Below are 22,076 nucleotides of genomic sequence, written 5' to 3' on the forward strand. Positions count from 1 at the left end.
CCATGGCCACCGGGACCACCACCGCAACAGGCGCCACCGGGACGGGCACCGCGACCGCGGCGCCGGCCTACATCCAGCTCCGCCGCAACGTGGTGATCAACGCCGACCTGTGGACGGCGACGCCGCAGATATTGGCAGCCGGTTTCGGGTTCGAGGGGATCACCGGCATCCCCGGCCTGCTGAGCGTCGCCAACCTCGACCTGGCGGTGGCGGCGGGGGCCGGTGTCAACCTGGACTATGCGGTGCTGGACCCGGCCCCGCCGCTCCGCAACCTGACCTCCGCCGCCGCCCCGATCGGTTACGTCACGGCGGGGTTCGACGGCCTTCCCGTCTACGCCGACGCCATGCCGATCGAGTTCAGCTGGCCGCTGCTGCCCTCCACCGTGAACGCCACCGACATCGCCATCACCCTCAACACCGGTGAGGTGGTGACCCCCGTGGCGGCGGCGCTGAACCCGAACTTCGACTACAACGAACGCCACGTCATCGTGGTGTTCGGGGAGTTCGGCAACCGCCTCGCCCCCGGCACGCCGGGGGCGGTCTATCCCGTGCTGGTGACGGTGGTGGCGGACGACACGCCCCTGATGGCGGTGGGCCCCGACGGGCCGGTCAGCATCGTCGGTCTGTCGTCGCCCAGCTCATCCCCCTACGTGGCCGGGCCGCGGCTGGTGGGGGCGCGGCTGACGCGCATGTCCACGGTGGGCGACTTCGCGCCGCCGGCCCTGTCCATCGCCTCACCCAACGACGGCGTCTCCCTGTACGGTGACGCGGCGCAGTACCGGCTGCGCCTGTTCACCTCCGGCGGCTTCTCGCCGGACGGCGTCAGCGGCTTCCTGCCCACCGAGTTCGAGCGCTATTTCCGGCTGACCGCCACCGACGCCAACGGCGCCACGGTGGTCATCGACCGGGCGGGGGTCGACTACGACCTGGGGCCCGGCCTCGGCACCGTGCGGGTGGTCGGCCTGGCCGAGCTGGGGCCGAAACAGGACGGCACGTCCGTCGTCTACGGCCCCAATTACCAGGAAGACCACGACAACTACTTCGACGTGGTCCTGGCCGGCGACGCCGCCGCGGTGGCGCGGCTGACGCAGGTGGAGATCCCCACCTCCGCCGTGCCCGGCTACAGCGACATCTACAACCCCGGCGGCCCCGGCCGCACCCCGACGCCGGGGGTGACCTACACCAGCCCGGCGCCCGCCCAGACCTTCGCGATCACCGTCAGCCTGAACGACCTCGGCACCGTCAGCCACGCCGACCAGGCGATCGCCGACTACGACGCTGCGGACGGGCTGCCCGTGGTCTTCCGCCTCTACAACCCGGCGACCGGCAACCATCTCTACACCGCCAGCTCCAACGAGGCGGCGGCGGCGGTGGCGAAGGGCTACCGCGAGGAGGGGGTGCCCTTCTCGGCGGAGGACGGCTACACCGGGCTGGCCGACGTCTTCCGTCTCTACCACGCGGGCACCGACGACCACGTCTACACCATCAACGCCGCGGAGCGTGACGCGCTGATCGCCGCCGGCGGGTACCGCGACGAGGGCGTGGCCTTCCGGGCCTACGGCACCGCTACGGAAGGAGCGGCGCCGGTGCACCGCTTCTATTCCGACACCACCAACGACCATTTCTACACCACCGACCGGGCGGAGGGGGAGGCCGCGGGCTACCGCTACCAGGGGGTGGCCTGGTACTCCGCCGCCTTCGCGCGGCGCACGCCGGAGGCGGCTCCGGCCGCCGGCGGCTGGGTGCCGCTGGAAGAGGCATTCGAGATCATCGACACCGGCAACCTGCGCATCGATCCGTCCCTGGCCCTGGCCACCTACAAGAGCGGCGGCAGCAACCCGATCCCGGAATCGGTCTGGCGGGCCGGCTATCAGGCGCCCTCACCCTATCTGGTGAACACCACGCGGAACCTGCAGTTCAACGAATCCCGGTTCCTCGGCTCGCCGGGTGCGCCGCTCGGCACCACCACCTACATCACCACCGCCGACGGCTACACCTGGGGCGCCATGTCCGAGGCGATCAACGCGATGTGGCCGTTCCGGGTGGCCGACTACGCCGGCTCCACCCCCCCCATCACCGACCCCTACGCCGCCGGCAATCTGGTGACCACGCCGGCCGACGGGGTGGTGAAGGTGACGGCGAACTACAAAGCCCAGCAGATGAAGTTCTACGCCGTGGATCCGGCGACGGGGCGGGCGCTCGACCGCTACTTCGTCACCGACACGTGGGGCAACGAGTACATCATGCACGCCTCCGGCCAGACCGACCAGAGCTTGGTGCGCGCCGCCTTCGACGCCGCCGTGCTGCCCGAGGGCTGGAGCAAGTCGGTGCGCCAACTGTCGGCGGATCTCATCCTCGATCCCGCCGAGGGGGCGGACGGCAGCTATCACTACCTGGTCATCCGCGACAGCGCCGATAACACCTATCACCAGACCGGCTGGGGCAGCCGGGCGCTCCAGGCGCAGGTCGAGGGCATGCCGATCTGGGGCGGCGGCACGGCGGATGTGCTGACCGGAAACGCCGCGTGGGACAACCTGATCCACGGGGCGGGCGGCAACGACACCATCGTTTCGGGGGCCGGCAACGACACCCTGTGGGGCGATGCCGGGGCCGACCGGGTGACGGCGGGGGCGGGCAACGACGTGCTCTACGGCAACGGCGGGGCGGACGTCCTCTATGGCAATGCCGGCAACGACACGTTGTTCGGCGGGCAGGGCAACGACACCCTGTTCGGCGGCCAGGGGGACGACCTGCTGGTGGGCGGGCTCGGCACCAACCGGCTGACCGGCGGCCTCGGCCGCGATGCGTTCCGCATCGTCAGCCCCGGCGTTTCCGTCGACACCATCACCGACTTCACCGTCGGCGAGGACCGTATCGAGGTGGTGGGTCCCAACTTCGGTTCGATCCCCCTCGGCACCCTGGCGGCCGGTCATTTCGCCCTGGACCGTCCCGGCGACGGCGACGACTGGTTCGTCTTCGACACCGCGACCGGCACCCTGGCCTTCGATGCCGACGGCTCCGGCGCGGGGGCGGCGGTGACCATCGCCACCCTGAACGTCCGCACGCTCAGCCACGCGGACATCGTGGTGGTGGCGGGCTGACGTCCGAATGATGATGGACGTGAACATGGTCCGGACGTATCAGGCGATGACGGCGCCCCGTTCGGCGAACAAGGCGCGCAGCACGGAGCGGTGGCAGCGGGCCTCGTCCTCGCAATAGCAGCCGACGGAGAAGTCGGCGCCGTGCGACAGGGCGGCCAGCAGGTCCAGCGTGCGCCGCGCCGCGGGCTCGTCCATCTCCGCCCGGAAGGCGCGGCGGAACGCCTCCCACTCCGCGTCGGTCGCGGCCGCACGCGCCGCGGCGACCAGGGCCGGGCTCGGCGACAGTTCGGGATACCAGACGTCGTACCAGTCCTCGGCGGCGTAGCGGTCCTTGCGCACGCCGCGCGGTGGCCGGCGCACGGTGCCGATGCGCGTTCCCTCGCCGGGCAGGCGCGGTGTGCCGAGACGAACGATGCGCACGGTCATGCGGGGCGGACTCCGGGTTGGCGTCGGGACGGGGCCAGGCGCCGGGCGGCGACGGCGGCGATCACCGCCGCAGCGAGCAGGCCGGCGGCGAGCAGCGGCCGGTGGGCCAGCCAGGCCAGGGCGATGGTGGCCAGCGTCAGGGGCAGGGCGACCACCAGCGCCAGGGCGAAGCGGGCGCCGTCCACCAGGGGCCGGAACCACGGCAGCACGCTGGCCAGCCAGGCGACGGGGCCGGTCACCAGCAGCACGGCGACCAGCATCAGCACGAAACCGCCGGCCCGCAGCAGCCAGGTCAGCAGCGCTTCCTCCTCCATGGCCCGGGCGAACATCGCTTCGGCGCTGAGCACGCCGGGCCGCACCAGTTCGATGGTGTGGCCGCGCGCCCCGGCGTAGGGGGCTAGCCCCGCCCCGGACTGCGCGGCCACGACGCTGAGGGTGTCGGCGGGCGCCACCAGGAAGTGCACGCGCAGGTCGCCGACCCGCGGGGCCTCCTGCGACTCGCCGCGGTAGAGATACTCCCCCTCCCGGCGGAAACCCGGCGGCAGCGCGGCGTCGGCGTCCGGCAGCAGCGGCTCCGTGGCGTCGACGGCGCGGATCTGGCCGGGCGTCAGGGCGAAGGCGCCGACGCGGGCGTTTTGGGCGTCCAGCGTCGTGCTGCGGTGGAGCATGGGCGGGTTCCCGTGCCCCTCGGGCTGCCGGAAGGCGCCGGAGTCGATGGACCGGTCCGACCATTCGCGGGTGTAGCGGTAGGTGGTGGTCCGCGTCTCGGTCCCGCCGACCGAGGTCTCGGTGCGCGTCTCCGCCGTTTCCCGCCACTGGTACATCTCGACCCGCCGCTCCAGGCGCAGGGCCGTTCCGGGGCGCACGCCGAACACCGGATCGGCCGGGGAACCGGAAACCGTCACCGGTCCGGCGACGTGAACGAGGCGTCCTTCGTTGGCCGGGTCAACGCGGTCGGCGGCCACCGTGGTCACCAGGCCGGCCCCGGCCTCCAGCGCCATCATGGCGTCCACCGCCCGCCCCTCGTTCCAGGCCAGCAACACCAGGCTGCCGGCGAACAGCGCCAGCCCGATCAGCGCCCCGACCACGGAGTCGCCGGCCCGGCCGAGCCAGCCCGTGCGCGTGGTTTCCACATGGATGTCGGCGGCGGTGCCGCCGCTGCCGGTGACGGTGCCGTTGTCGGCCATGGCAACTCCGCGCCTCCCGCGTTCGTGGTGACGGGGCGCAGGGTAGCAGACGGCAGCGCGGTCCGTCCCGTCCCATCGCGCTGCCGCCGTCCGTCGCCCTTGCGGGCGGGGCGGGGGCAGTGTATATCTTTGCGCGGGTCCGGGCCCCTCTGGCAGCGTCGCCCGGCGCTGCGATGTCGGACTTTCCTTGTGCCGCTCCTTGGGCGCGCTCACGTGGACTCCGGCCCGATCCTTCCGAACACGGTCCGGTTCCGCGCGAACGCCCGCCCCGGTGCGGCGGTGGACGGGCCTGCGGGAGACGGATTCATGGACCTCATTACCGCCTGAAGCGTTCAACCCGACGGCTGCCCCCGCTGAGCGTGTGCATCCGATCCGGTCCGGGCCCCTCTGACCGGCGCTCCTCCCGCCATGGCGCGCCGGTGATGTCGGACTGCTCATGTGACGACCGATGTCTCCGCCGGCGGGGCGGAGAGCATGATGCAGGGGATTCTTACCCGTGAACGAAACCGTGCTGCTGTGGGGCGGCTTCGCCGCCTTCGTCGGCCTGCTGCTCGCCTTCGACCTGGGCGTCCTGTCCAAGGGTCCCAAGGTGATCTCCGGCCGCGAGGCGTTGATGCGCTGCGCCGCCTACTTCACCCTGGCGATGATCTTCGCCGCCGGCGTTTTCCATTTCCAGGGTAGCCAGAAGGGGCTGGAGTTTCTGACCGGCTATCTCATCGAATACAGTCTCAGCATCGACAACATTTTCGTCATCGTCCTTATTTTCACCCATTTCGCGGTGCCGCCGCAGTACCAGCACCGGGTGCTATTCTGGGGCATCCTGGGGGCGCTGGTGATGCGCGGGGTGCTGATCCTGGCCGGTTCGGCGCTGATCGTGCAGTTCCATTGGATCATCTATGTGTTCGGCGCCTTCCTGATCTTCAGCGGGATCAAGATGCTGCGCTCGGTCGACGCCGAGCCGGACATGGACAACAACCGGGTCGTCCGCTTCGTCCGCTCCCGCTTCCGCATGACCGAGGGGTACGAGGGCGAACGGTTCATCGTCACCCGCGACGGCGTGCGGATGATCACGCCCCTGTTCCTCGTGCTGATCCTGATCGAGTTCACCGATCTGGTCTTCGCCGTGGACTCCATCCCCGCGGTGTTCGCGGTGACCACCGACCCGTTCATCGTCTGGACGTCCAACGTCTTCGCGATCCTCGGCCTGCGCGCCCTCTACTTCGCCCTGGCGTCGATCATCCACCGCTTCCATTACCTGAAGTACGGCCTGTCGCTGGTGCTGGTGGTGGTCGGCACGAAGATGCTGCTGGTGGACATCTACAAGGTGCCGACGGCGCTGGCCCTGGGCATCACGACGACGCTGATCGGCGGCTCGATCCTCATCTCGCTGCTGAAGACGCGGGCCGAGGCGGCCCCCGGCGAGGCCGCGGCGGAGGCCCGGCGCTGGTGGATGCCGGGCAGCCCGGCGAAGCCCGCCGCCGAGGAGGCCGTGGTGGCGTCCGACGGCAAGGGCGGCTGATGCGGTGGCCGCCCCGGCCGGCTTACGGGCCGTGTCCGGTGCGGCCATCGCCGCCCAGCGTCTCGTCGAGGAACGCGTCCAGCGCCCGGCGTGATCGATGGTCTGCCCGCGCGTCGTAGGCCAGGCCGAGATCGGGCCGGTGCAGCCCCCGGAAGGTGAAGGCGTGACGCGCGTGCCCGTAGGCGTGCAACTGCCAATCGGCGCCGGCGTCGGTCAGTTCGCGGGCGACGGTCAGAACATCGGCGGGCGGCGCCACCGGGTCCTCCCACCCGTGCAGGATGAGGACGGCGGCCGTGATGGTCGGCTGCGCGCCGAGGTCGGGCGGGGTCAGGACGCCGTGGATGCTGACCGCGCCGCGCAGGCCCGGCGGCGCGGCGCGGGCGAGGTCGAGGGCGCAGAGTCCGCCGAAGCAGTGGCCGACGACGGCCACCCGCCCCGCGTCGGCGCGCGGGTGCCGCACCGCCGCCCGCAGCCCGGCGAGCAGCCGGCGACGCAGCAGCCCGCGGTCGGCCAAAAGGGGATTCATCAGCGCCGCGTTGTCGCCCCGCACGTCGCCGCGCACCCCCTTTCCGTAGGCATCGAGTGCGACGGCAAGGCGGCCCGACGCCGCGAAACGGCCGGCGATCTCCCGCGTCGGGGCATTGAGGCCGCTCCAGTCGTGGCAGACGAGCACGCAGGGCAGCGGACCGGCGGTGGAGGGATCGTATGCGGCGTAGCCTTCGAACAGCGTCGAGCCGTCGGCATACTCGAACGGGGCGGATGTTACCGTGTGCGGATCGGCCATGGCTCGCCGTCTCCCTTCTGCGTGGCGGGGAGCAGGAGCGTGCCACGCCGTCCGGCCGGCGTATTGAACGAACCCGACATCGGGCCGGGGCGGCCCATTCAGAGATAGAAGACGCCGTCCTCCGCCGCGAACCCGCCGGCCCGCCCGGCAAGCTCGGCAAGCGCCGATGGCCTTGCGCGGGCGTACCGGCCCGGTGTGACACCCAGCCGGCGTCGCCAGGAGCGGATCTGGTGGGCCTGGTCGCTGTACCCGTCCAATGGATCACCGTCACCGGCCTGCACCGCCCGCAGGCTCGCCTGGAGGCGATGCAGGTCGAAGAGCTGCCGGGGGCTGAGACCGGCCTGATCTCGCAACCAGCGCTGAAGCTGGCGCGGCGACACGCAGGCCGTGGCCGCGGCGGCGTCCACCCGGCCGTCCCGCCGCAGACGGGCGCACGCTGCCGCGAACCGCGCTGCGGACTCCCGTTGTGGCGCGGTCTCCAGACGGGTCAGCAGCCAGCGGTCGAGGGCCGCGGCCACGCGTTCGGGCGCCCCTGCGGCCGGAAGGCCGGCGGCCAGGCGGCGGGCGGCGCCGTCACCGACGATCGTTCCAAGATCGAGCAGGGCGTCGACGCCGGCCGAGCCGGTGTGCGGGAACAGCAGGGCCAGACCGGGAAGACGCAGCCTGACCATCACGAAGTCGGTGTCCGGGCCCGACCGCCAGAGACGTGTGCGCGTTTGCAGCCCGAGCAGCGACACCGCGGGCACGGGGCGTCCGTCATCGCCGGTGTTGGGTTGGCCGAACTGCACCGACACCGCAGCCACGGGCTGCGGCCCGGTGCGGATCGGTTGCCCGGCGTACCGGCCGGGGAGATCGCGGACGAACCAATACCCGTCGACGTATGGGGTCAGGGGCCGGGCCGGCGGCAGAATGCGCAACATGCCACAGCATCATCGGCCATGCCGGTCCTGTCCAGCGTTTCGCCGTACGGACGCTCGGACAGGCCGACGGTCCGTACGGCCCGGCCTCCGCCATCGGCGCAACCGTTGATCAACATCAATCCATCAAGGGCCTGTTTTGGTTTAACCGGTTCCGGCTCGCCCATTGGCCTCCGGGGACCCTCATGTCGATCCGCACCACTGTCCTGTCCTGCCTCTTCCTTCTCGCGGCGCTGGCGATGGCGGCCGGCGCCGGGCTGGCCGACCGGTCGTGGCGCGACCACGCCGATGCCCGGGCGGTGGCCGGGGTGAACCCGATCAGCCGGCTGCTTCTGCAAGCCGCGGGCGATCACGCGGTGGAACGAGGCACCGGCCATATGGCGCTGGGGGCGGCCGGGCCGGCCGCGGCGGACCTGCGCGCCCGCATCGACAGCCGCCGCGCCGCCGGGGACGCGGCGCTGGCCGAGGCCCTTGCCCGTGTCGCGGCGTTGCCCGCGGCGGCCTCCGCGGCGGCCGAAGTGGCCGCGGTGGAGCGGGCGCAAGCGGCGGTGCAGACGGCGCGGCGCGCCCTCGACGGGGCGGTGGCGGTTGGCCGGGACGAGCGCGATCCCCGGGTAGCCCGGGACTGGATTCCCGCCATGACCGGCCTCGTCATGGCCGGCCAGTCCCTGCGCACGGCCGTGGAGCGGATGGCGCAGGGCGGGGTCATGGACTGGCGCGACCTTGCCGATATCCGGCACTTCGCCTGGATCATGAGCGAGTACGCGGGCCGCGAGCGCGCGGTCATCGGCAGCGCCATTGCCGGCGGCGGTCCGCTGGCCGCGCCGACGCTGGAGACGCTGGCCGGCAACCGCGGCCGGGTCGAACTGGCCCGCACGACGCTGCGCTCCCTGGTTGCCGGCCGTGCCGTGCCGGAGGAACTGGCGGCGGCGCTCGACGCGGCCGAAACCGCCTTCTTCGGGACGTTCGAAGAGGTGCGCCGACCGGTGTACGCGGCGGCGGCGGCGGGCACCCCCTATCCGATGGACGCCGCCGCCTGGTTCGCCGAGGCGACGCGCGCCATCGACGCGCTGCTGGCGGTGCAGGCCGCGGCGGCGGCGGCGGCCGACGATCACGTGGCCGAAGCGGCCGACGGCGCCGTGGCGGCGCTGGCGCTGGATGCCGCGCTGATGCTCGCCTGCCTGGCGATCGTGGCGGTGGCGCTGATGCTGCTGCACCGCCGGGTGCTGGCGCCGCTGCGCCGCATGACCGCGGCCATGGAGCGGCTGGCGCGGGATGATCTGGCGGTGGCCATCCCGGACGCCGGACGCCGGGACGAAATCGGCGCCATGGCCGCGACCCTGGCGGTCTTCCGGGAGAACGCCGCCGAGCGCGCCCGGCTGGAGCGCGGGCAGCGCGAGGAGGCGGAGCGGCAGGCCCGGCGGGCCGACGCCGTGGCGGCGCTGATCGGGCGCTTCGACGGGGTGGTCGGGGGGATGCTGGGATCGGTTGGTACCGCGTCGGAGCAGCTCCGGGCGACGGCGGAGACTCTGTCCGTCACCGCCGGGGAGACGCGGGACCGGGTGCGCACCGTGTCCGATGGCACCGCCGAAGCCGCCGAGAGCGTGCGGACGGTCGCCACCGCCGCCGACGAGCTGGCGGCCGCCATCACCGAGATCGGCCAGCGGGTGGCGCACTCCACCGCCACGGCGCGCCGGGCGGTCGACGCCGCCACCGACGCCGGCCGGACCATGGAAGGGCTGACCGAATCCGCCCGCCGGATCGACGAAGTGGTGCGCCTGATCAACGACATCGCCGGCCAGACCAACCTGCTGGCCCTGAACGCCACCATCGAGGCGGCGCGCGCCGGCGAAGCCGGCAAGGGCTTCGCCGTGGTGGCCGGGGAGGTCAAGGCGCTGGCCAACCAGACCGCGCGGGCGACCGAGGAGATCACGCGCCAGATCGCCGCCATGCAGGAGGCGGCCGGCGACGCGGCGGCGGCCATCCGGTCGGTATCGGGCATCATCCGCACGGTCGACGAAACTACCGCGGCGATCGCCGCGGGTGTCGAGGAGCAGTCCGCCGCCACCGCCGAGATCGCCCGCAGCGTCGGCAGCGTCGCCGCCGGCACCGGCCGGGTGTCGGCCAGCGTCGGCGACCTGGACCGGGCCGCCGTGTCGACCGGGGCCGCCGCCGATCAGGTGCTGGGCGCGGGGACGCAGCTCTCCACCGAGGCCGGGAACCTGCGCCGCACCGTCGAACGCTTCCTCGCGGACATCCGCGCGGCGTAGTTGTACCGGGTTCGGTACGTCCTGACGTCCGAACCCGGTATCGGCCGCGACGGCGGCCGCGGCCCGACAGGGCCGAAGCCTGCGTGGCGTTTGAACGCAGCGGTCAGGATGCTCCTGACCGCGTATTACGGAGCGGCGGCACCGTACACCGCGTCGCGCACCCCGTCGGGGAAGGCGCCGGCCATTCCGGCGAAGGCGGTGTTGGTCAGGGCGACGACCGACAGCCGGTTGGCCGGGTCGACGAACCAGCTATGGCCGTAGGCGCCGCCCCAGGCGATCGTCCCCGCCGCCTGCGGCGTGCCCGTGGGGGCGGGATCGACCAGAACCGCCCAGCCGTAGCCGAAGCCCCAGCCCGGCGCCGGGCCGGCCAGGGTGCCGCCCAGCCGGTCGGCGCGCATCCGCTCCACCGTGGCCGGCGTGAGGATCGGCCCGCCGCCGGTGCGGATCGCCTCCAGGAAGGTCAGGACGTCACCGGCCGTCCCCACCATACCGGCACCCCCCGAGGGATAGGCCGCGGGGTCGAGGGCGCGCGACGGGGCGAAGCGCGCGCCGCCGGCGCCGAACGGCACGACGGTGCCGTCCTGCATGCGCACGGGGGCCGGGTCGCCGTCGGCGTAGGGGGTCACCAGGCGCGCCGGATCGGCGGCGGTGAAGCCGCTGTCCGTCATGCCCAGCGGCCCGGTCACCGTGTCGCGCACCACCTGCGGCAGGTCCGCACCCGCCGCCTGCTCCAGCACGGCGCCCAGCACGTCGGTGGCCAGCGAATAGCGCCACGCGGTGCCCGGCACGAAGGCCAGCGGCGCCAGCGCCAGCCGGCGCAGGTTCTCCGCCAGGTCGATCCCCGGGCGGTCCAGCCCGTCGGAGACCCCCAGGGCGTGGAAGGGACTGTCGGCCGGCTCCAGGAAGCCGTAGGTGAGCCCGGCCGTGTGGGTCAGCAAGTGGTGGATGGTGATCTCCGGCTGCGCCCCGTCCGGCGTCCGCGGCCGGAAGTCCGGCAGCCAGCGGGAGACAGGGTCGTCCACCGACAGGGTGCCGGCCTCCGCCAGGCGCAGGGCCGCGGCGGAGACGATGGGCTTGCTGACCGAGGCCAGCGGGAACACGGCGTCCTCCGCCATCGGCCGGCCCGCCTCCCGGTCGGCCAGGCCGGCGGCGCGCCGGTAGACGACGCGGCCGTCGCGGGCGACCAGCACGACGGTGCCGACGATGCGGTTCTCGGCGATGGCGCGGTCGATCACCGCGTCCAGACGGGCGTCGAGGCCGGAGTCGGCGGCGGCCGCGGTGATATCGGCGACGGCCGCCGTGGTGATGCCGGCCAGGACGGCCGCGGCGATCAGAGTGCGCATTGCGGGAGGGTCCTTTTTCAGGAACAATCGCTCCCGATATATCCGGGGTGTGGTTCGAATTCAAGAGTGATCATTATGAAAAATATGCCGGACAAGGATGCCCCCGCGCGGCGGCCGCGCGGCCGTCCCCGCGGCTTCGACCGGGACGAGGCCCTGGCCGCCGCGACCGCGACCTTCTGGCGCCTGGGCTATGAGGGCGCCTCGATCGCCGACCTGACGGCCGCCATGGGCATCACGCCGCAGAGCCTGTACGCCGCCTTCCGCTCCAAGGCCGATCTGCACCGGGAGGCGCTGGAGTGGTACCGGGCCAACGTCGGGGCCGACGCGTCGCGCGCGCTGGCGGAGGAAGCCGACGTGGTGGAGGCGATCGACCGCCTGTTGCGGGACTCCGCCCGGACCTTCAGCCGGCACGCCGACCGGCGCGGCTGCATGGTGTCCACGGCGGTGCTGGCCTGCGCCGCGGAGAACCGCCCGGTCGCCGACCACGCCGCCGCCCTGCGCCGCGACGCCTGCCGGGTGCTGGAGGAGCGCATCGCCCGCGGCATCGCCGACGGCCAGCTTCGCCCCGACTGTGACGCCGCGGCGCTTGCCCGCTACGTCGGCGCGGTCATCCAGGGCATGTCGGTGCAGGCGCGCGACGGCGCCGACGAGGCCGACCTGACCGCCATCGCCACCCTCGCCCTCGACGCCCTGACGAGCCGGCGGGCCTGAGGGCGCCGGGCTTTTCCGACCTGCACTCCGCCGCCGGCAATCTCGACACGGATTGCACGGATCTCGGCTCGGATGTCACGGACCGGGCGTGCTGTCCGGCGGCTCCCCCCGCCCCGCACAGCCCCGTTTCTGTTCGCGAAAACAACAGTTCGCGGCGCTTCCAATTGCGCTTGCCATGGCGCGGTATCTGGTATACCGTATAGCCAATGTCAGGACGTGGTGGGTTTGCAAACGCCACGCAGCGCTCGAACGAGCACGCACGCGTCGAGGAGACGACCTGTGGGGAAGATGCACGACCGCATTCGCATTCGCGCCGCCGCACGGCGGTCGCCATCCCGAACGGCCTTCCCTGCACCGATCCTCGCCGGCTGACCGCGCCTGACGCATCGCAACGCCCATCCGCGAAAGGATGGCGCCGTCCTGTCCTGGAAGGAATCCCCCGCGATTACCGGTTCAGGGAAAACTTGAGCATCGAAAGGGAGTGTAGAGAGTCATGAGCAAGCCACTCGAGGGGATCAAGATCATCGACTTCACCCACGTGCAGGCCGGCCCCGCCTGCACGCAGATGCTGGCCTGGTTCGGCGCCGACGTGATCAAGGTCGAGCGCCCCGGCTCCGGCGACGTGACGCGCTCCCAGCTCCGCGACATCAAGGACGCGGACGCTCTGTACTTCACGATGCTGAACAGCAACAAGCGCTCCATCACTCTCGACACCAAGACCGCGCAGGGCAAGGAAGTCCTGACCAAGCTCATCAAGGAAGCGGACGTCCTGGTGGAGAACTTCGGCCCCGGCGCCCTCGACCGCATGGGCTTCAGCTGGGCGCACATCAACGAACTGAACCCCGGCATGATCGTCGCGTCCGTGAAGGGCTTCAGCGACGGCCACCACTATGAGGACCTGAAGGTCTACGAGAACGTGGCGCAGTGCGCCGGCGGTGCCGCCTCCACCACCGGCTGGTGGGATGGCCCCCCGACCGTGTCGGCCGCAGCGCTGGGCGACAGCAACACCGGCATGCACCTGGCCATCGGCATCCTGACGGCCATCATCGGCCGCCAGAAGACCGGCAAGGGGCAGAAGGTCGCCGTGTCCATGCAGGACGCCGTGCTCAACCTCTGCCGCGTCAAGATGCGCGACCAGCAGCGCCTCGATCGCGTCGGCTACCTGGAGGAGTACCCGCAGTACCCGCACGGCGAGTTCACCGATGTGGTTCCGCGCGGCGGCAACGCCGGCGGCGGCGGCCAGCCGGGCTGGGTGCTGAAGTGCAAGGGCTGGGAGACCGATCCCAACGCCTACATCTACTTCACCATCCAGGGCCACGCCTGGGCGCCGATCTGCAAGGCGCTGGGCAAGGAGGAATGGATCAACGATCCGGCGTACAACACCGCCGAGGCGCGCCAGGACAAGATCTTCGACATTTTCGCCTTCATCGAGGACTGGCTGAAGGACAAGACGAAGTACGAGGCCGTCGACATCCTGCGCAAGTTCGACATCCCCTGCGCCCCGGTGCTCTCCATGAAGGAGCTGGCCGAGTGCCCGTCGCTGCGCAAGAGCGGCTCGATCGTCGAGGTCGAGCACAAGCAGCGCGGCACGTACCTCACGGTCGGCAGCCCGATCAAGTTCTCCGACCTCAAGGTCGAGATCACCGGATCGCCGCTGCTGGGCGAGCACACGGACGAGATCCTGGCCCAGCTCGGCTACACGCCGGAGCAGATCGCCGAGATGCACGCCGCCAAGGCGGTGTGATCCCGACCCCCGGCGGCCCCGCGCCGCCGGAGACGATCATCGTGCAACGGCGCCCGGCCTCCGGGCGCCGTTTTGCGTCGGGGAGCCGTCCCGGTCCGGCAGCGGCGCAGTTCCCGCCTTATCGCGCCGCAACGGGCGTGGTACCCTCTTCGGGCCGGCCGGGGGAGAGGCTGCCGGCGAAGGACGTGCCGTGCCGCGGCGCCGACGGCAACGGGGGGCGGTCCGCCCTGTTGAAGGCCGTGACCGCCGCGCCGGCGCGACGCCGATCCCGCCGCCTCCCGCCCCGCCGAGCCACTGGAGGTTCGCATGATCTCGCCGACATCGGTGAACTGGACGACGCTCACCACCCTGCGCGCCACGCCCGGATCGGCGACGCACCACCTTCCCGCGTCGCTGATGGACATCATCCGCGCCACCAAGCTGAAACCGATCGTCGTGCGGCCGGCCCTGGACGAGTTGATCAAGCAGGGCTACGTGCGCGAATACCAGACCCTCTACGGGCGCGAGTACGCCCGCACCCCGCGCGGCGACGAGCGCCTGCGCGAGGTCAAGGAGTGGCTGCGCTAGACTCTTTCTCCGGTTGCCGCTCCGCCGTCGCCCTCAGGCGTCGCGCCGGCGCCAGCCGTTGACGCCCCAGTCCCGGTAATCGGAACGCCCCGTCACCCGGCCGCGGTAGAGGCCGGCGATCAGGTCCGACTGGGTGACGATGCCGACCAGACGGCCGGCGGCGTCCACGACGGGGACGTGGTGCAGCCCCTCGTCGGACATGGGGGGCACCAGTTCGGCGATGGGGCGGTTGGCAGTGGCGGTGCGCGCCGGCCGGCTCATCAGCTCGGCGGCGGTGAGCGCCCCGCCGGGACGGCCGGCGACGCTGTGGCGCACCAGGCGGACCAGGTTGCCGACCCGGCTGCGGTGCGGACTCCACAGCGCGTCCTCCAGCACGTCGAACCGGGTGACCGTGCCCAGCACCCGACGGTCGGCGTCCACCACCGGCACCGCCTTGATGCGGTGCTCGCGCAGCAGCACCCGGATGCGTTCCGCCGGTGTGTCGGGGGACACCGACACCACGTCGCGGGACATGATGTCGGCGCAGGTGACCTCGCCGAACTGGCGGTGGTAAGCGCGCATCTCCGCCTGGCGGAACAGCGCGTCCAGGTCGTCGCGGGTGACGTCGATCACCTCGTTGTAGGAGTGCAGGACGGCGTCCAGGTCGGCGGGGGTGAAGCCGACGCGCCGGCCGGGGGCGGCATCGGCGGTGCCGTGGTCCGCCGTGCGGTCCGGCGCCGCCGCGTGCGGGTAGCGGCGCCCGGTGGCGTTGTTGTAGGCCAGCGCCACCGCCAGCAGGATGATGGAGTTCAGCGCCACCGGCACCAGGGCGAAGCCGTAGCCCTGCGCCGCCACCGTCGGCCCGCCCAGCACCGCCGTCAGCGCCACCGCGCCGGCCGGCGGGTGCAGGCAGCGCAGCGGGAACATCAGGGCGATGGCCAGCGCCACCGCCGCGGCCGACGCCGTCACCGGATCGCCGATCCAGCGCGCGCAGGTCACCCCGACCAGAGCCGCCACGAGATTGCCGCCGACGATCGACCAGGGCTGCGCCAGCGGGCTTGCAGGGGCGGCGAACAGCAGGACGGACGAGGCGCCCATGGGCGCGATCAGCATGACGAAGCCGGCGGGCGTGGCGGCGACGGCGCCGCTCACCAGGGCGGTGGCCAGGATGCCGAGCAGGGCACCGGTCCCGGCGCGCGCCCATTCCAGCCAGTTGACGGTCGGCGCCGGCGGCACGAAGCGCCGGATCCAGGCGGTCGGGAAGGCGTCGGACGCGGTCGGCAAGGGGCATCTCCGCTGCTGGGACCATCGGCGGACAGGGTGGACCATCCGCGGTGATAAGCACTATCAGCGGTGAATCTTTTTGCGCAATGCAAAATTTCCGGGCACAGAGTTGCGCGTTCCGTGGGCGACGGCCTCTGCGGCCGGGGCCGTCCGGGAACCGTCAGCGGTGGGCCGCCCTCGCGGGTGCCGCTTCGGCGGGCGGCGCCTTCGCCGTGGGGTCGCGGTAGAGCAGGGGCGGGTCGGCGGCGGCATCGCGTTCGGCGATCTCCGCCATGCGGTGGTGCAGGGGGGAGAGGTCGCAGACCGGGTCGGTCGCGCCGGCGTCGCCGGTGATGGCCAGAGCCTGGCAGCGGCAGCCGCCCCAGTCCGCCTCCTTGCGGTCGCACTCGCGGCAGGGTGAGGGCATCCAGTCGGTGCCGCGGTAGCGCACGAAGGCGGCGCCGTCGCGCCAGATGGCGCCGAGCGGCCGGTCGAACACCGTTTCGAAGACCATGCCGGGGATGGTCTCGGCGGCGTGGCAGGGCAGCACCTTGCCGGTGGGGGTCACATTGAGAAAACGGCGGCCCCAGCCGCCCATGCACGCCTTGGGGCGGTGGGCGTAATAGTCGGGCACCACATAGTCAACCACCAGACGGCCCTTCAGGGAGGGCAGGCGCTCCTTCACCCGGCGGTCCATGCGCACGAGCTGGTCGCGCGTCGGCATCAGGGCGGCGCGGTTGGCCAGCGCCCAGCCGTAATACTGCACGTTGGCGATCTCGATCCGCCCGGCGCCGAGGTCCAGCGCCAGGTCGAAGAACGCGTCCACCCGCTCGATCGTGCTGCGCTGGATCACCGCGTTGACGGTCAGCGCCAGGCCCGTCTCCACCACCTCCCGCGCGGCGCGCAGCTTGCGGGCGTGGGCGCCGGGCATGCCGGCGATGCGGTCGGCCTCCGCCGGCTCGGTGCCCTGGAAGCTGATCTGCACGTGCGACAGGCCGGCGTCGCGCAGCCGCTCCAGCCGCGCCCGGTCCAGCGTGACGGCCGACGTGATGAGATTCACGTAAAGGCCCGCCCGGGCGGCATGGGCGACCAGCTCCTCCAGGTCGCGGCGCACGCAGGGCTCGCCGCCGGACAGATGGACCTGCAGCGCCCCGGCCTCCGCCACCTCGTCGAACACCCGGCACCAGGTGGCGGTGTCCAGCTCCCCCGCCGCCGGCTCCAGCGCCAGCGGGTTGGAGCAATAGGGGCAGCGCAGCGGGCAGCGGTGGCTCAGTTCCGCCAGCATGGCGAAGGGCGGCTCGGGTTCGCGGGTCATCGTGTCAGGAACCCCCGGTTGCGCAAATCGTCCAGCAGCTCCAGCACGTCGCCGGCGATGGCGTCGCGCGGGGCGTCGAAGGCGGCGGCCAGGCGGTCGATGCCCTCGCCCACGCTGGCGCCGTCGGCCCCCGGCCCGGGCGCCGCGCAGGCGCGCACCGCCTCCAGGGCCGTCTCGTCCAGCACCAGCACGCGCTCCGGCCCCAGCAGGACCCACTGGTCGCGCGTCCGGTCGTGGCGCAGCACCACGCCCGGCGCCAGACGGACGCGGTCGGTCTCGGCGACCGGAGCGGGGCGGGGCGGGGCGCTGCTCACCGCCGGTACTCCGTGGCCGTGACCCCCTCCGGCACGAAGGCGCCGGGGGGAATGTGGCCGGGCTCCACATAGGCGTGGTAGAGCGCGTCGAGTTGCGCCCACAGCACCTCCGTCTTGAAGCGCAGGGCGGCGATGCAGGCTTCCTGCTGTTCGGGCGTGCGAGCGTTCTCCAGCACGTAGGACAGGCCGAAGGTGACGTCGCGCGGCGCCTCGTCCAGGCGCTTGCGGAAATAGGACAGGGTGGCGTCGTTGGCGAAGCCGTAGTTCCGCTCGAACCCGGCGATGCGCTCGCGGTGGATGCCCGGCGCGAACAGCTCGGTCAGGGAGGAGGCGACGGCCTCCAGGATGGTGCGGTCACGCACCAGGTTGACGTAGGCGTCCACCGCGAAGCGGGTGGCCGGCAGAATACCCTTCAGCGAGCGCACGTAGTCGCGGTCCAGCCCCAGGCCGTCGGTCAGGCGCAGCCAGCGCTCGATGCCGCCGACCTTCGTCTCCGCCGCGCCCGCCGCCCCGTCATCGCCCGGCCCGTCATGGTCGAGCACGCGCTGAATCCAGGCGCGGCGCAGGGCCGGGTCGTCCATGCGGGCCATCAGGGTCAGGTCCTTGCGGGGGATCGACACCTGGTAATAGAAGCGGTTCAGCGCCCACGCCTGCACCTGGCCGTGCGCCAGCTCGCCGCCGTGCAGCAGTTTGTGGAAGGGGTGCAGATCGTGGTACTGGCGCTCACCCACGGCGTAGAGGGCGCTTTCGAACTCGTCGCGGGTCATAGGGTCAGCTCCATGCCGTCGTGGGCGATCGTCCAGCCGGCGGCGGCGGCGGCCCGGTGTTCGGGCGAATCCTCCAGCAGCACGGGGTTGGTGTTGTTGATGTGGATGAACACCCGGCGGCGCACGGCCAGGGGCGCGAAGGCGGCGATGCTGCCCTCCGGGCCGGACATGCACATGTGACCCATGCGCCCGGCCGTCTTGGTGCCGGTCCCGGTGCGCTCCATCTCGTCGTCGGTCCAGGTGGTGCCGTCGAACAGCACCAGCTCCGCCCCGTACAGCCGGTCGGCCAGCCAGCCGGGCAGGGCGGCGCAGCCGGGCACATAGAAGAAGGCGGCTCCGGTCGCCGTGTCGGCGACGCGCAGGGCCACCGTGTCCTCCGGCACCGAGCCGAAGCCGGGGCCGGCCGCCGCGTCCTCCAGGTAAAGCGCCACCTTGCCCGGCACGGCGAACGCCTCCACCTCCAACCCCAGCGGATCGCCGGCGGCGTCGGCGGGGCGGAAGGGCGTGCCGAGCGTCATGGTCCGGCGCGGCACCAGGTCGGCGTTCAGCACCCGGAACACGCTGTTGGCGGCGAGCACCCCGTGCACCCGCGGCGTGGCGTAGACGGCGAGCGGCTGGCTCTCGCGCAGGGACAGCAGGCCGGCGACGTGGTCGATGTCGCCGTTGGTCAGCACGGCCGCCGCCAACGGGCTGTGGCGCACACCGCGCCCCGGAGCCGGGTGCAGGGCCGCATTGGCCTGGATCTGCTGGCGCAGATCGGGCGAGGCGTTGAGGAGCAGCCAGCGCTCCCCGTCCGCCGAGACGGCCAGCGACGACTGGGTGCGCGGCCGCGCCAGGGGATCGCCGGAGCGCGCCCGCCGGCAGCCCTCGCAGGCGCAGTTCCATTGCGGAAAGCCACCACCGGCGGCCGATCCGAGGACGAGAATCTTCATGGGCGCGGACCCCATCGGCCCCGCCCGCACGCCCCGGTCGTCCGGACGTGCGGGCAGGGCCGCGGCCTGGGGGAAGCAGACGGATCAGGCGTCCGCGTGATCGCACGCGGAACGACGATCCGCGCGGGAGTCGTGCGGATCAGAGATCCGCGCAGGCGTAGGCGTTGATCTCGTTGCCGACGCTGATCTCGACGATCCTGGGCTTGCGCCACGTCTTCATACTCGGTCTCCCTTCCTGAAAGGGCATGGCCGGCCTTGGGCGATCGGGTGGTCGGCCACACTGTTCGATATCCCGATCATTTGCAGTAAAGCGCATTGAGAGCGCAACGGCCATGAGACTTTGGTAGCAGTTTTGGAATGATTCCATTGAGCGGATGGACAGGCTCCCTTTTGCGTCAGAGCCTTGCGCCGCGACCCCGGTACGATCCGTCCGGGGTCCGCCGGATCACTCCGCCGCCGACAGGGCCGCCCACACCGGGCCCGGCGCTCCGTTGCCCACCGGGCGGCCGTCGACGGCGACCAGGGGACGCAGGCCCAGGCTGTTGGCGAGGAACGCCTCCCCGGCGCGGGCGAGGTCGTCGGGGGTGAGGGAGCGTTCCTCGGCGTGGCCGCGCTCCAGCAGCAGGGCGCGGCGGATGCCCGGCAGGGCGCCGTCGGCCACCGGCGGTGTCACCGTGCGCCCCTCCAGCACGACGAACAGGTTGGCGACGCTGGACTCCGCCAGACGGCCGGCGGTGTTGAGCAGCAGCGCCTCGTCGGCGCCGCGCCGCGCCGCCTCCTGCCGGGCCAGCACGGAGTCGAGATAGTTGAGCGTCTTCAGGCGCGACAGCGGCGAATGCTCGTTGCGCCGGGTGACCGTGGCGATGACGGCGCGCATGGGGCCGCCGGGCGGCGGCAGGGGGGCTGCGGTGATGAGCACGGTGGGGTGCGGGTCGGGCGGCGGCGGCACGCCCCGCGCCCCGGTGCCGCGGCTGAGCGTCAGGCGCAGCACCCCGTCCTCCAGCCCGCGGGCGGCGATCAGCGCCGCCATGGCCGCGGCCAGTGCGTCCGGCCCGTAGGGCACGGGCAGGTCGAGCACGCGGGCTCCGGCGGACAGCCGCGCCAGATGGCGGTCGCCGTGGCAAACCCGGCCGCCGGCCACCCGCAGCGTCTCGAACAGCCCGTCCCCCAGGGTGAAGCCACGGTCGGCGGGGTCGATCCGCGCCTCGGCGGCGGCCATCAGCCGGCCGTTCAGCCATACCGTCATGGATCGTCCTCCAGGGAGCGCAGCAGGGGCCGGACCTTGACCATCATCTCGTCGTGCTCGGCGTCGGGGTCGGAATCGGCGACGATGCCGCCGCCGGCCCGAGCCACCACGGCGTCGGGGGTGAGCGACAGGGTGCGGATGACGATGGAGCTGTCCATGGCGCCGTCCACCCCGATCCACGCGACCGATCCGCAATAGGCACCGCGCCGCGCCGCCTCCAGCTCGTCGATGATCTCCATGGCGCGGATCTTCGGCGCGCCGGTGATGGAGCCGCCGGGGCAGGCGGCGCGCAGCAGATCGACCGGCCCCAGTCCGGGGCGCAGGGTCGCCGTCACCACCGACACCAGATGGTGCACGGTGGCGAAGCTCTCCAGCCCGTACAGCACCGGCACCCGCACGCTGCCGATGCGCGCCACCCGGCCCAGGTCGTTGCGCAGCAGGTCGGTGATCATCAGGTTCTCCGCCCGGTCCTTGACGCTGGCCACCAGCTCCGCCGCCGCCGCCGCGTCGGCCACCGGGTCGGCGTGGCGCCGGCGCGTGCCCTTGATGGGCCGCGTCTCGATGCGCCCGTCGGCGTCCAGGCGCACGAAGCGCTCCGGCGAGGCGCTGGCGATGCGCAGGCGCGGCCCGCAGTGGAGATAGGCGGCGAAGGGCGCGGGGTTGAGGACGCGCAGGCGCTCGTACAGGGCATACGGGTCCAGCCCGGCCGGAGGCTGCGCCAGGAAGCGCTGGGTGAAGTTGGCCTGGTAGATGTCGCCGGCGCGGATGTAGGCGAGCACCCGCTCCACCCCCTCCCGGTAGGCGGCGCGTGTCAGCTCGCTGCGCCAGGCGGCGGCAGGGGGCAACGGGCCGGGGGACGGCGGGGCGGCTTCCAGGCGGGCGGCCAGGCGGCGGGCCCGCGCCGCCGCCTCCGGCCGGGCCGCCGCGACCCACGCCCGCCCGCTGGCGTGGTCGAAGGCGGCGACGGCGTCGTAGAGGCCGAAGGCCAGTTCCGGCTCGCCGCCGGGGTTGGCGTGGCGCGACACCGGCAAATCCAACCGCCGCCCCGCCTCGTAACCGATGAAGCCGACCGCCCCGCCGACGAACGGCGCCGGCCCGCCGCCGATGGCACCGCCGGCCGGCGCCAGGGCCGCCAGGGCGCGTTCCAGCGCCGTGAAGGGATCGCCGGGGACCGGCACCCCGTCCACCAGGGTGGTGCCGTCCACCGCCTCCACCGTGCCCACCGGGTCGGCCACGATGTAGCTCCAGCGGCCGCGGGCGTCGCCGCGCGCCGCGCTGTCCAGCAGCATCGACCAGGGCTCGCCGGCCAGCGCGCGGAACGCCGCGGCCGGCTCGCCGCACGACAGGGGAAGAACGGCCACGGACTGCCTTGCTCCGACGGGTTGGAACGGACGGAGCGCCTCAATAGCCGCAAACCCCGCCCCGCGTCCAACGCGCCGTCTTCTCTCAGCGCTCCTGCTTCTCCGGCAGGTTCTTGCGTTTGGTGGCGGCCATGTCCTTCAGTTCCTTTTCGCTCATGGATTCGGCCATCTGCTTCGAGGCGCCGCGCAGGCTCGATTCCGGCTGCTCGCCGCGCTTGGCGGCCAGCGCCGCGCCGGCGGCCATCTGCTGCTTGCGGGAATGGGCTTTGGTCATGGCATCCTGTCCCTCTCGCGGGTGGGTCTCTGCGCTCTCAACCGCCGGGGCGCGGC

At 72.6% G+C, this 22,076-nt stretch carries 20 protein-coding genes; 6 read left to right on the forward strand and 14 right to left on the reverse strand.

All coding sequences use genetic code 11. The annotated features are described in order from the left end of the window. Positions 1 to 2 precede the first annotated feature (2 nt). A complete protein-coding gene (locus G472_RS39805) occupies positions 3 to 3,101 on the forward strand; it encodes a calcium-binding protein (RefSeq protein WP_051341021.1) in 3,099 nt (1,032 codons plus the stop codon). A 39-nt stretch (positions 3,102 to 3,140) separates the two neighbouring features. Here the strand turns inward: G472_RS39805 and G472_RS0119010 are convergent, their stop codons facing one another. Together G472_RS0119010 and G472_RS34280 are read right to left on the reverse strand one after the other, a co-directional pair. After that, positions 3,141 to 3,527, reverse strand: a complete 387-nt coding sequence (locus tag G472_RS0119010; RefSeq protein WP_029009640.1) for a DUF488 domain-containing protein — start codon at positions 3,525 to 3,527, stop codon at positions 3,141 to 3,143. Further along, positions 3,524 to 4,714, reverse strand: coding sequence for a TMEM43 family protein (locus tag G472_RS34280; protein ID WP_051341022.1), 1,191 nt, complete (start codon positions 4,712 to 4,714; stop codon positions 3,524 to 3,526). The genes G472_RS0119010 and G472_RS34280 overlap by 4 nt, the downstream gene beginning before the upstream one ends. A gap of 496 nt (positions 4,715 to 5,210) precedes the next feature. On the opposite strand from G472_RS34280, the gene G472_RS0119020 reads away from it, so the two are divergent. Beyond that, on the forward strand, positions 5,211 to 6,233 hold the full coding sequence (locus G472_RS0119020) for a TerC family protein (RefSeq protein ID WP_029009641.1): 1,023 nt from the start codon (positions 5,211 to 5,213) through the stop codon (positions 6,231 to 6,233). A gap of 22 nt (positions 6,234 to 6,255) precedes the next feature. On the opposite strand, the gene G472_RS34285 is transcribed toward G472_RS0119020, so the two are convergent. After that, positions 6,256 to 7,017, reverse strand: a complete 762-nt coding sequence (locus G472_RS34285; protein WP_051341023.1) for a dienelactone hydrolase family protein — start codon at positions 7,015 to 7,017, stop codon at positions 6,256 to 6,258. Between the two features lie 98 nt (positions 7,018 to 7,115). Beyond that, complete coding sequence (locus tag G472_RS0119030; RefSeq protein WP_029009642.1) at positions 7,116 to 7,937, reverse strand: helix-turn-helix domain-containing protein; 822 nt, start codon at positions 7,935 to 7,937, stop codon at positions 7,116 to 7,118. Positions 7,938 to 8,119: 182 nt separating this feature from the next. Between G472_RS0119030 and G472_RS0119035 the strand changes: the two genes are divergently transcribed. Then, positions 8,120 to 10,204, forward strand: a complete 2,085-nt coding sequence (locus G472_RS0119035) for a methyl-accepting chemotaxis protein (protein WP_029009643.1) — start codon at positions 8,120 to 8,122, stop codon at positions 10,202 to 10,204. A gap of 125 nt (positions 10,205 to 10,329) precedes the next feature. On the opposite strand, the gene G472_RS0119040 is transcribed toward G472_RS0119035, so the two are convergent. Then, a complete protein-coding gene (locus tag G472_RS0119040; RefSeq protein ID WP_029009644.1) occupies positions 10,330 to 11,547 on the reverse strand; it encodes a serine hydrolase domain-containing protein in 1,218 nt (405 codons plus the stop codon). A gap of 84 nt (positions 11,548 to 11,631) precedes the next feature. Between G472_RS0119040 and G472_RS0119045 the strand changes: the two genes are divergently transcribed. The 3 genes from G472_RS0119045 to G472_RS0119055 all read left to right on the forward strand — a co-directional run bounded on the left by G472_RS0119045 (position 11,632) and on the right by G472_RS0119055 (position 14,569). Then, positions 11,632 to 12,258 (forward strand): TetR/AcrR family transcriptional regulator, encoded by a 627-nt coding sequence (locus G472_RS0119045; RefSeq protein WP_051341024.1) that lies wholly within the window; start codon positions 11,632 to 11,634, stop codon positions 12,256 to 12,258. A gap of 493 nt (positions 12,259 to 12,751) precedes the next feature. After that, positions 12,752 to 14,002 (forward strand): formyl-CoA transferase, encoded by a 1,251-nt coding sequence (gene frc, locus G472_RS0119050; protein WP_029009646.1) that lies wholly within the window; start codon positions 12,752 to 12,754, stop codon positions 14,000 to 14,002. Positions 14,003 to 14,308: 306 nt separating this feature from the next. Then, positions 14,309 to 14,569, forward strand: a complete 261-nt coding sequence (locus tag G472_RS0119055) for a hypothetical protein (protein ID WP_029009647.1) — start codon at positions 14,309 to 14,311, stop codon at positions 14,567 to 14,569. 33 nt (positions 14,570 to 14,602) lie between these two features. Here the strand turns inward: G472_RS0119055 and G472_RS0119060 are convergent, their stop codons facing one another. From G472_RS0119060 to G472_RS0119100, 9 genes are all read right to left on the reverse strand, one after another. Beyond that, complete coding sequence (locus tag G472_RS0119060; protein WP_029009648.1) at positions 14,603 to 15,832, reverse strand: HPP family protein; 1,230 nt, start codon at positions 15,830 to 15,832, stop codon at positions 14,603 to 14,605. Positions 15,833 to 15,992: 160 nt separating this feature from the next. Next, the gene (gene pqqE / locus G472_RS34290; RefSeq protein WP_051341025.1) at positions 15,993 to 17,126 is read right to left on the reverse strand and encodes a pyrroloquinoline quinone biosynthesis protein PqqE; all 1,134 of its coding nucleotides are present in this window, start codon (positions 17,124 to 17,126) and stop codon (positions 15,993 to 15,995) included. Then, a complete protein-coding gene (pqqD, locus tag G472_RS0119070) occupies positions 17,123 to 17,440 on the reverse strand; it encodes a pyrroloquinoline quinone biosynthesis peptide chaperone PqqD (protein WP_029009649.1) in 318 nt (105 codons plus the stop codon). The genes pqqE and pqqD overlap by 4 nt, the downstream gene beginning before the upstream one ends. Further along, positions 17,437 to 18,207 carry a pyrroloquinoline-quinone synthase PqqC gene (gene pqqC / locus G472_RS0119075; protein WP_029009650.1) on the reverse strand — a complete coding sequence of 257 codons (771 nt, stop codon included), beginning with the start codon at positions 18,205 to 18,207 and terminating at the stop codon, positions 17,437 to 17,439. Before pqqC ends, pqqD begins: the two co-directional genes overlap by 4 nt. Beyond that, entirely contained in the window at positions 18,204 to 19,139 is a 936-nt protein-coding gene (pqqB, locus tag G472_RS0119080) for a pyrroloquinoline quinone biosynthesis protein PqqB (RefSeq protein ID WP_029009651.1), read from the reverse strand. Before pqqB ends, pqqC begins: the two co-directional genes overlap by 4 nt. 139 nt (positions 19,140 to 19,278) lie before the next feature. Then, the gene (pqqA, locus tag G472_RS38950; protein ID WP_245593527.1) at positions 19,279 to 19,386 is read right to left on the reverse strand and encodes a pyrroloquinoline quinone precursor peptide PqqA; all 108 of its coding nucleotides are present in this window, start codon (positions 19,384 to 19,386) and stop codon (positions 19,279 to 19,281) included. Positions 19,387 to 19,584: 198 nt separating this feature from the next. Continuing rightward, a complete protein-coding gene (locus G472_RS0119090) occupies positions 19,585 to 20,385 on the reverse strand; it encodes an aminotransferase class IV (RefSeq protein ID WP_029009652.1) in 801 nt (266 codons plus the stop codon). After that, on the reverse strand, positions 20,382 to 21,746 hold the full coding sequence (pabB, locus tag G472_RS0119095) for an aminodeoxychorismate synthase component I (protein WP_029009653.1): 1,365 nt from the start codon (positions 21,744 to 21,746) through the stop codon (positions 20,382 to 20,384). Before pabB ends, G472_RS0119090 begins: the two co-directional genes overlap by 4 nt. Positions 21,747 to 21,831: 85 nt before the next feature. Continuing rightward, a complete protein-coding gene (locus G472_RS0119100; protein WP_029009654.1) occupies positions 21,832 to 22,020 on the reverse strand; it encodes a DUF3008 family protein in 189 nt (62 codons plus the stop codon). Positions 22,021 to 22,076: the final 56 nt, after the last annotated feature.

This window comes from Azospirillum halopraeferens DSM 3675 (assembly GCF_000429625.1).
Lineage (GTDB): Bacteria > Pseudomonadota > Alphaproteobacteria > Azospirillales > Azospirillaceae > Azospirillum > Azospirillum halopraeferens.

Coding starts and splice junctions, on each gene's coding strand:
- G472_RS39805 (WP_051341021.1), top strand. CDS start 3: ATGGCCACCGGGACCACCACCGCAACAGGCGCCACCGGGACGGGCACC.
- G472_RS0119010 (WP_029009640.1), bottom strand. CDS start 3,527: ATGACCGTGCGCATCGTTCGTCTCGGCACACCGCGCCTGCCCGGCGAG.
- G472_RS34280 (WP_051341022.1), bottom strand. CDS start 4,714: ATGGCCGACAACGGCACCGTCACCGGCAGCGGCGGCACCGCCGCCGAC.
- G472_RS34285 (WP_051341023.1), bottom strand. CDS start 7,017: ATGGCCGATCCGCACACGGTAACATCCGCCCCGTTCGAGTATGCCGAC.
- G472_RS0119030 (WP_029009642.1), bottom strand. CDS start 7,937: ATGTTGCGCATTCTGCCGCCGGCCCGGCCCCTGACCCCATACGTCGAC.
- G472_RS0119035 (WP_029009643.1), top strand. CDS start 8,120: ATGTCGATCCGCACCACTGTCCTGTCCTGCCTCTTCCTTCTCGCGGCG.
- G472_RS0119040 (WP_029009644.1), bottom strand. CDS start 11,547: ATGCGCACTCTGATCGCCGCGGCCGTCCTGGCCGGCATCACCACGGCG.
- G472_RS0119045 (WP_051341024.1), top strand. CDS start 11,632: ATGCCGGACAAGGATGCCCCCGCGCGGCGGCCGCGCGGCCGTCCCCGC.
- frc (WP_029009646.1), top strand. CDS start 12,752: ATGAGCAAGCCACTCGAGGGGATCAAGATCATCGACTTCACCCACGTG.
- G472_RS0119055 (WP_029009647.1), top strand. CDS start 14,309: ATGATCTCGCCGACATCGGTGAACTGGACGACGCTCACCACCCTGCGC.
- pqqE (WP_051341025.1), bottom strand. CDS start 17,126: ATGACCCGCGAACCCGAGCCGCCCTTCGCCATGCTGGCGGAACTGAGC.
- pqqC (WP_029009650.1), bottom strand. CDS start 18,207: ATGACCCGCGACGAGTTCGAAAGCGCCCTCTACGCCGTGGGTGAGCGC.
- pqqB (WP_029009651.1), bottom strand. CDS start 19,139: ATGAAGATTCTCGTCCTCGGATCGGCCGCCGGTGGTGGCTTTCCGCAA.
- pqqA (WP_245593527.1), bottom strand. CDS start 19,386: ATGCCCTTTCAGGAAGGGAGACCGAGTATGAAGACGTGGCGCAAGCCC.
- G472_RS0119090 (WP_029009652.1), bottom strand. CDS start 20,385: ATGACGGTATGGCTGAACGGCCGGCTGATGGCCGCCGCCGAGGCGCGG.
- G472_RS0119100 (WP_029009654.1), bottom strand. CDS start 22,020: ATGACCAAAGCCCATTCCCGCAAGCAGCAGATGGCCGCCGGCGCGGCG.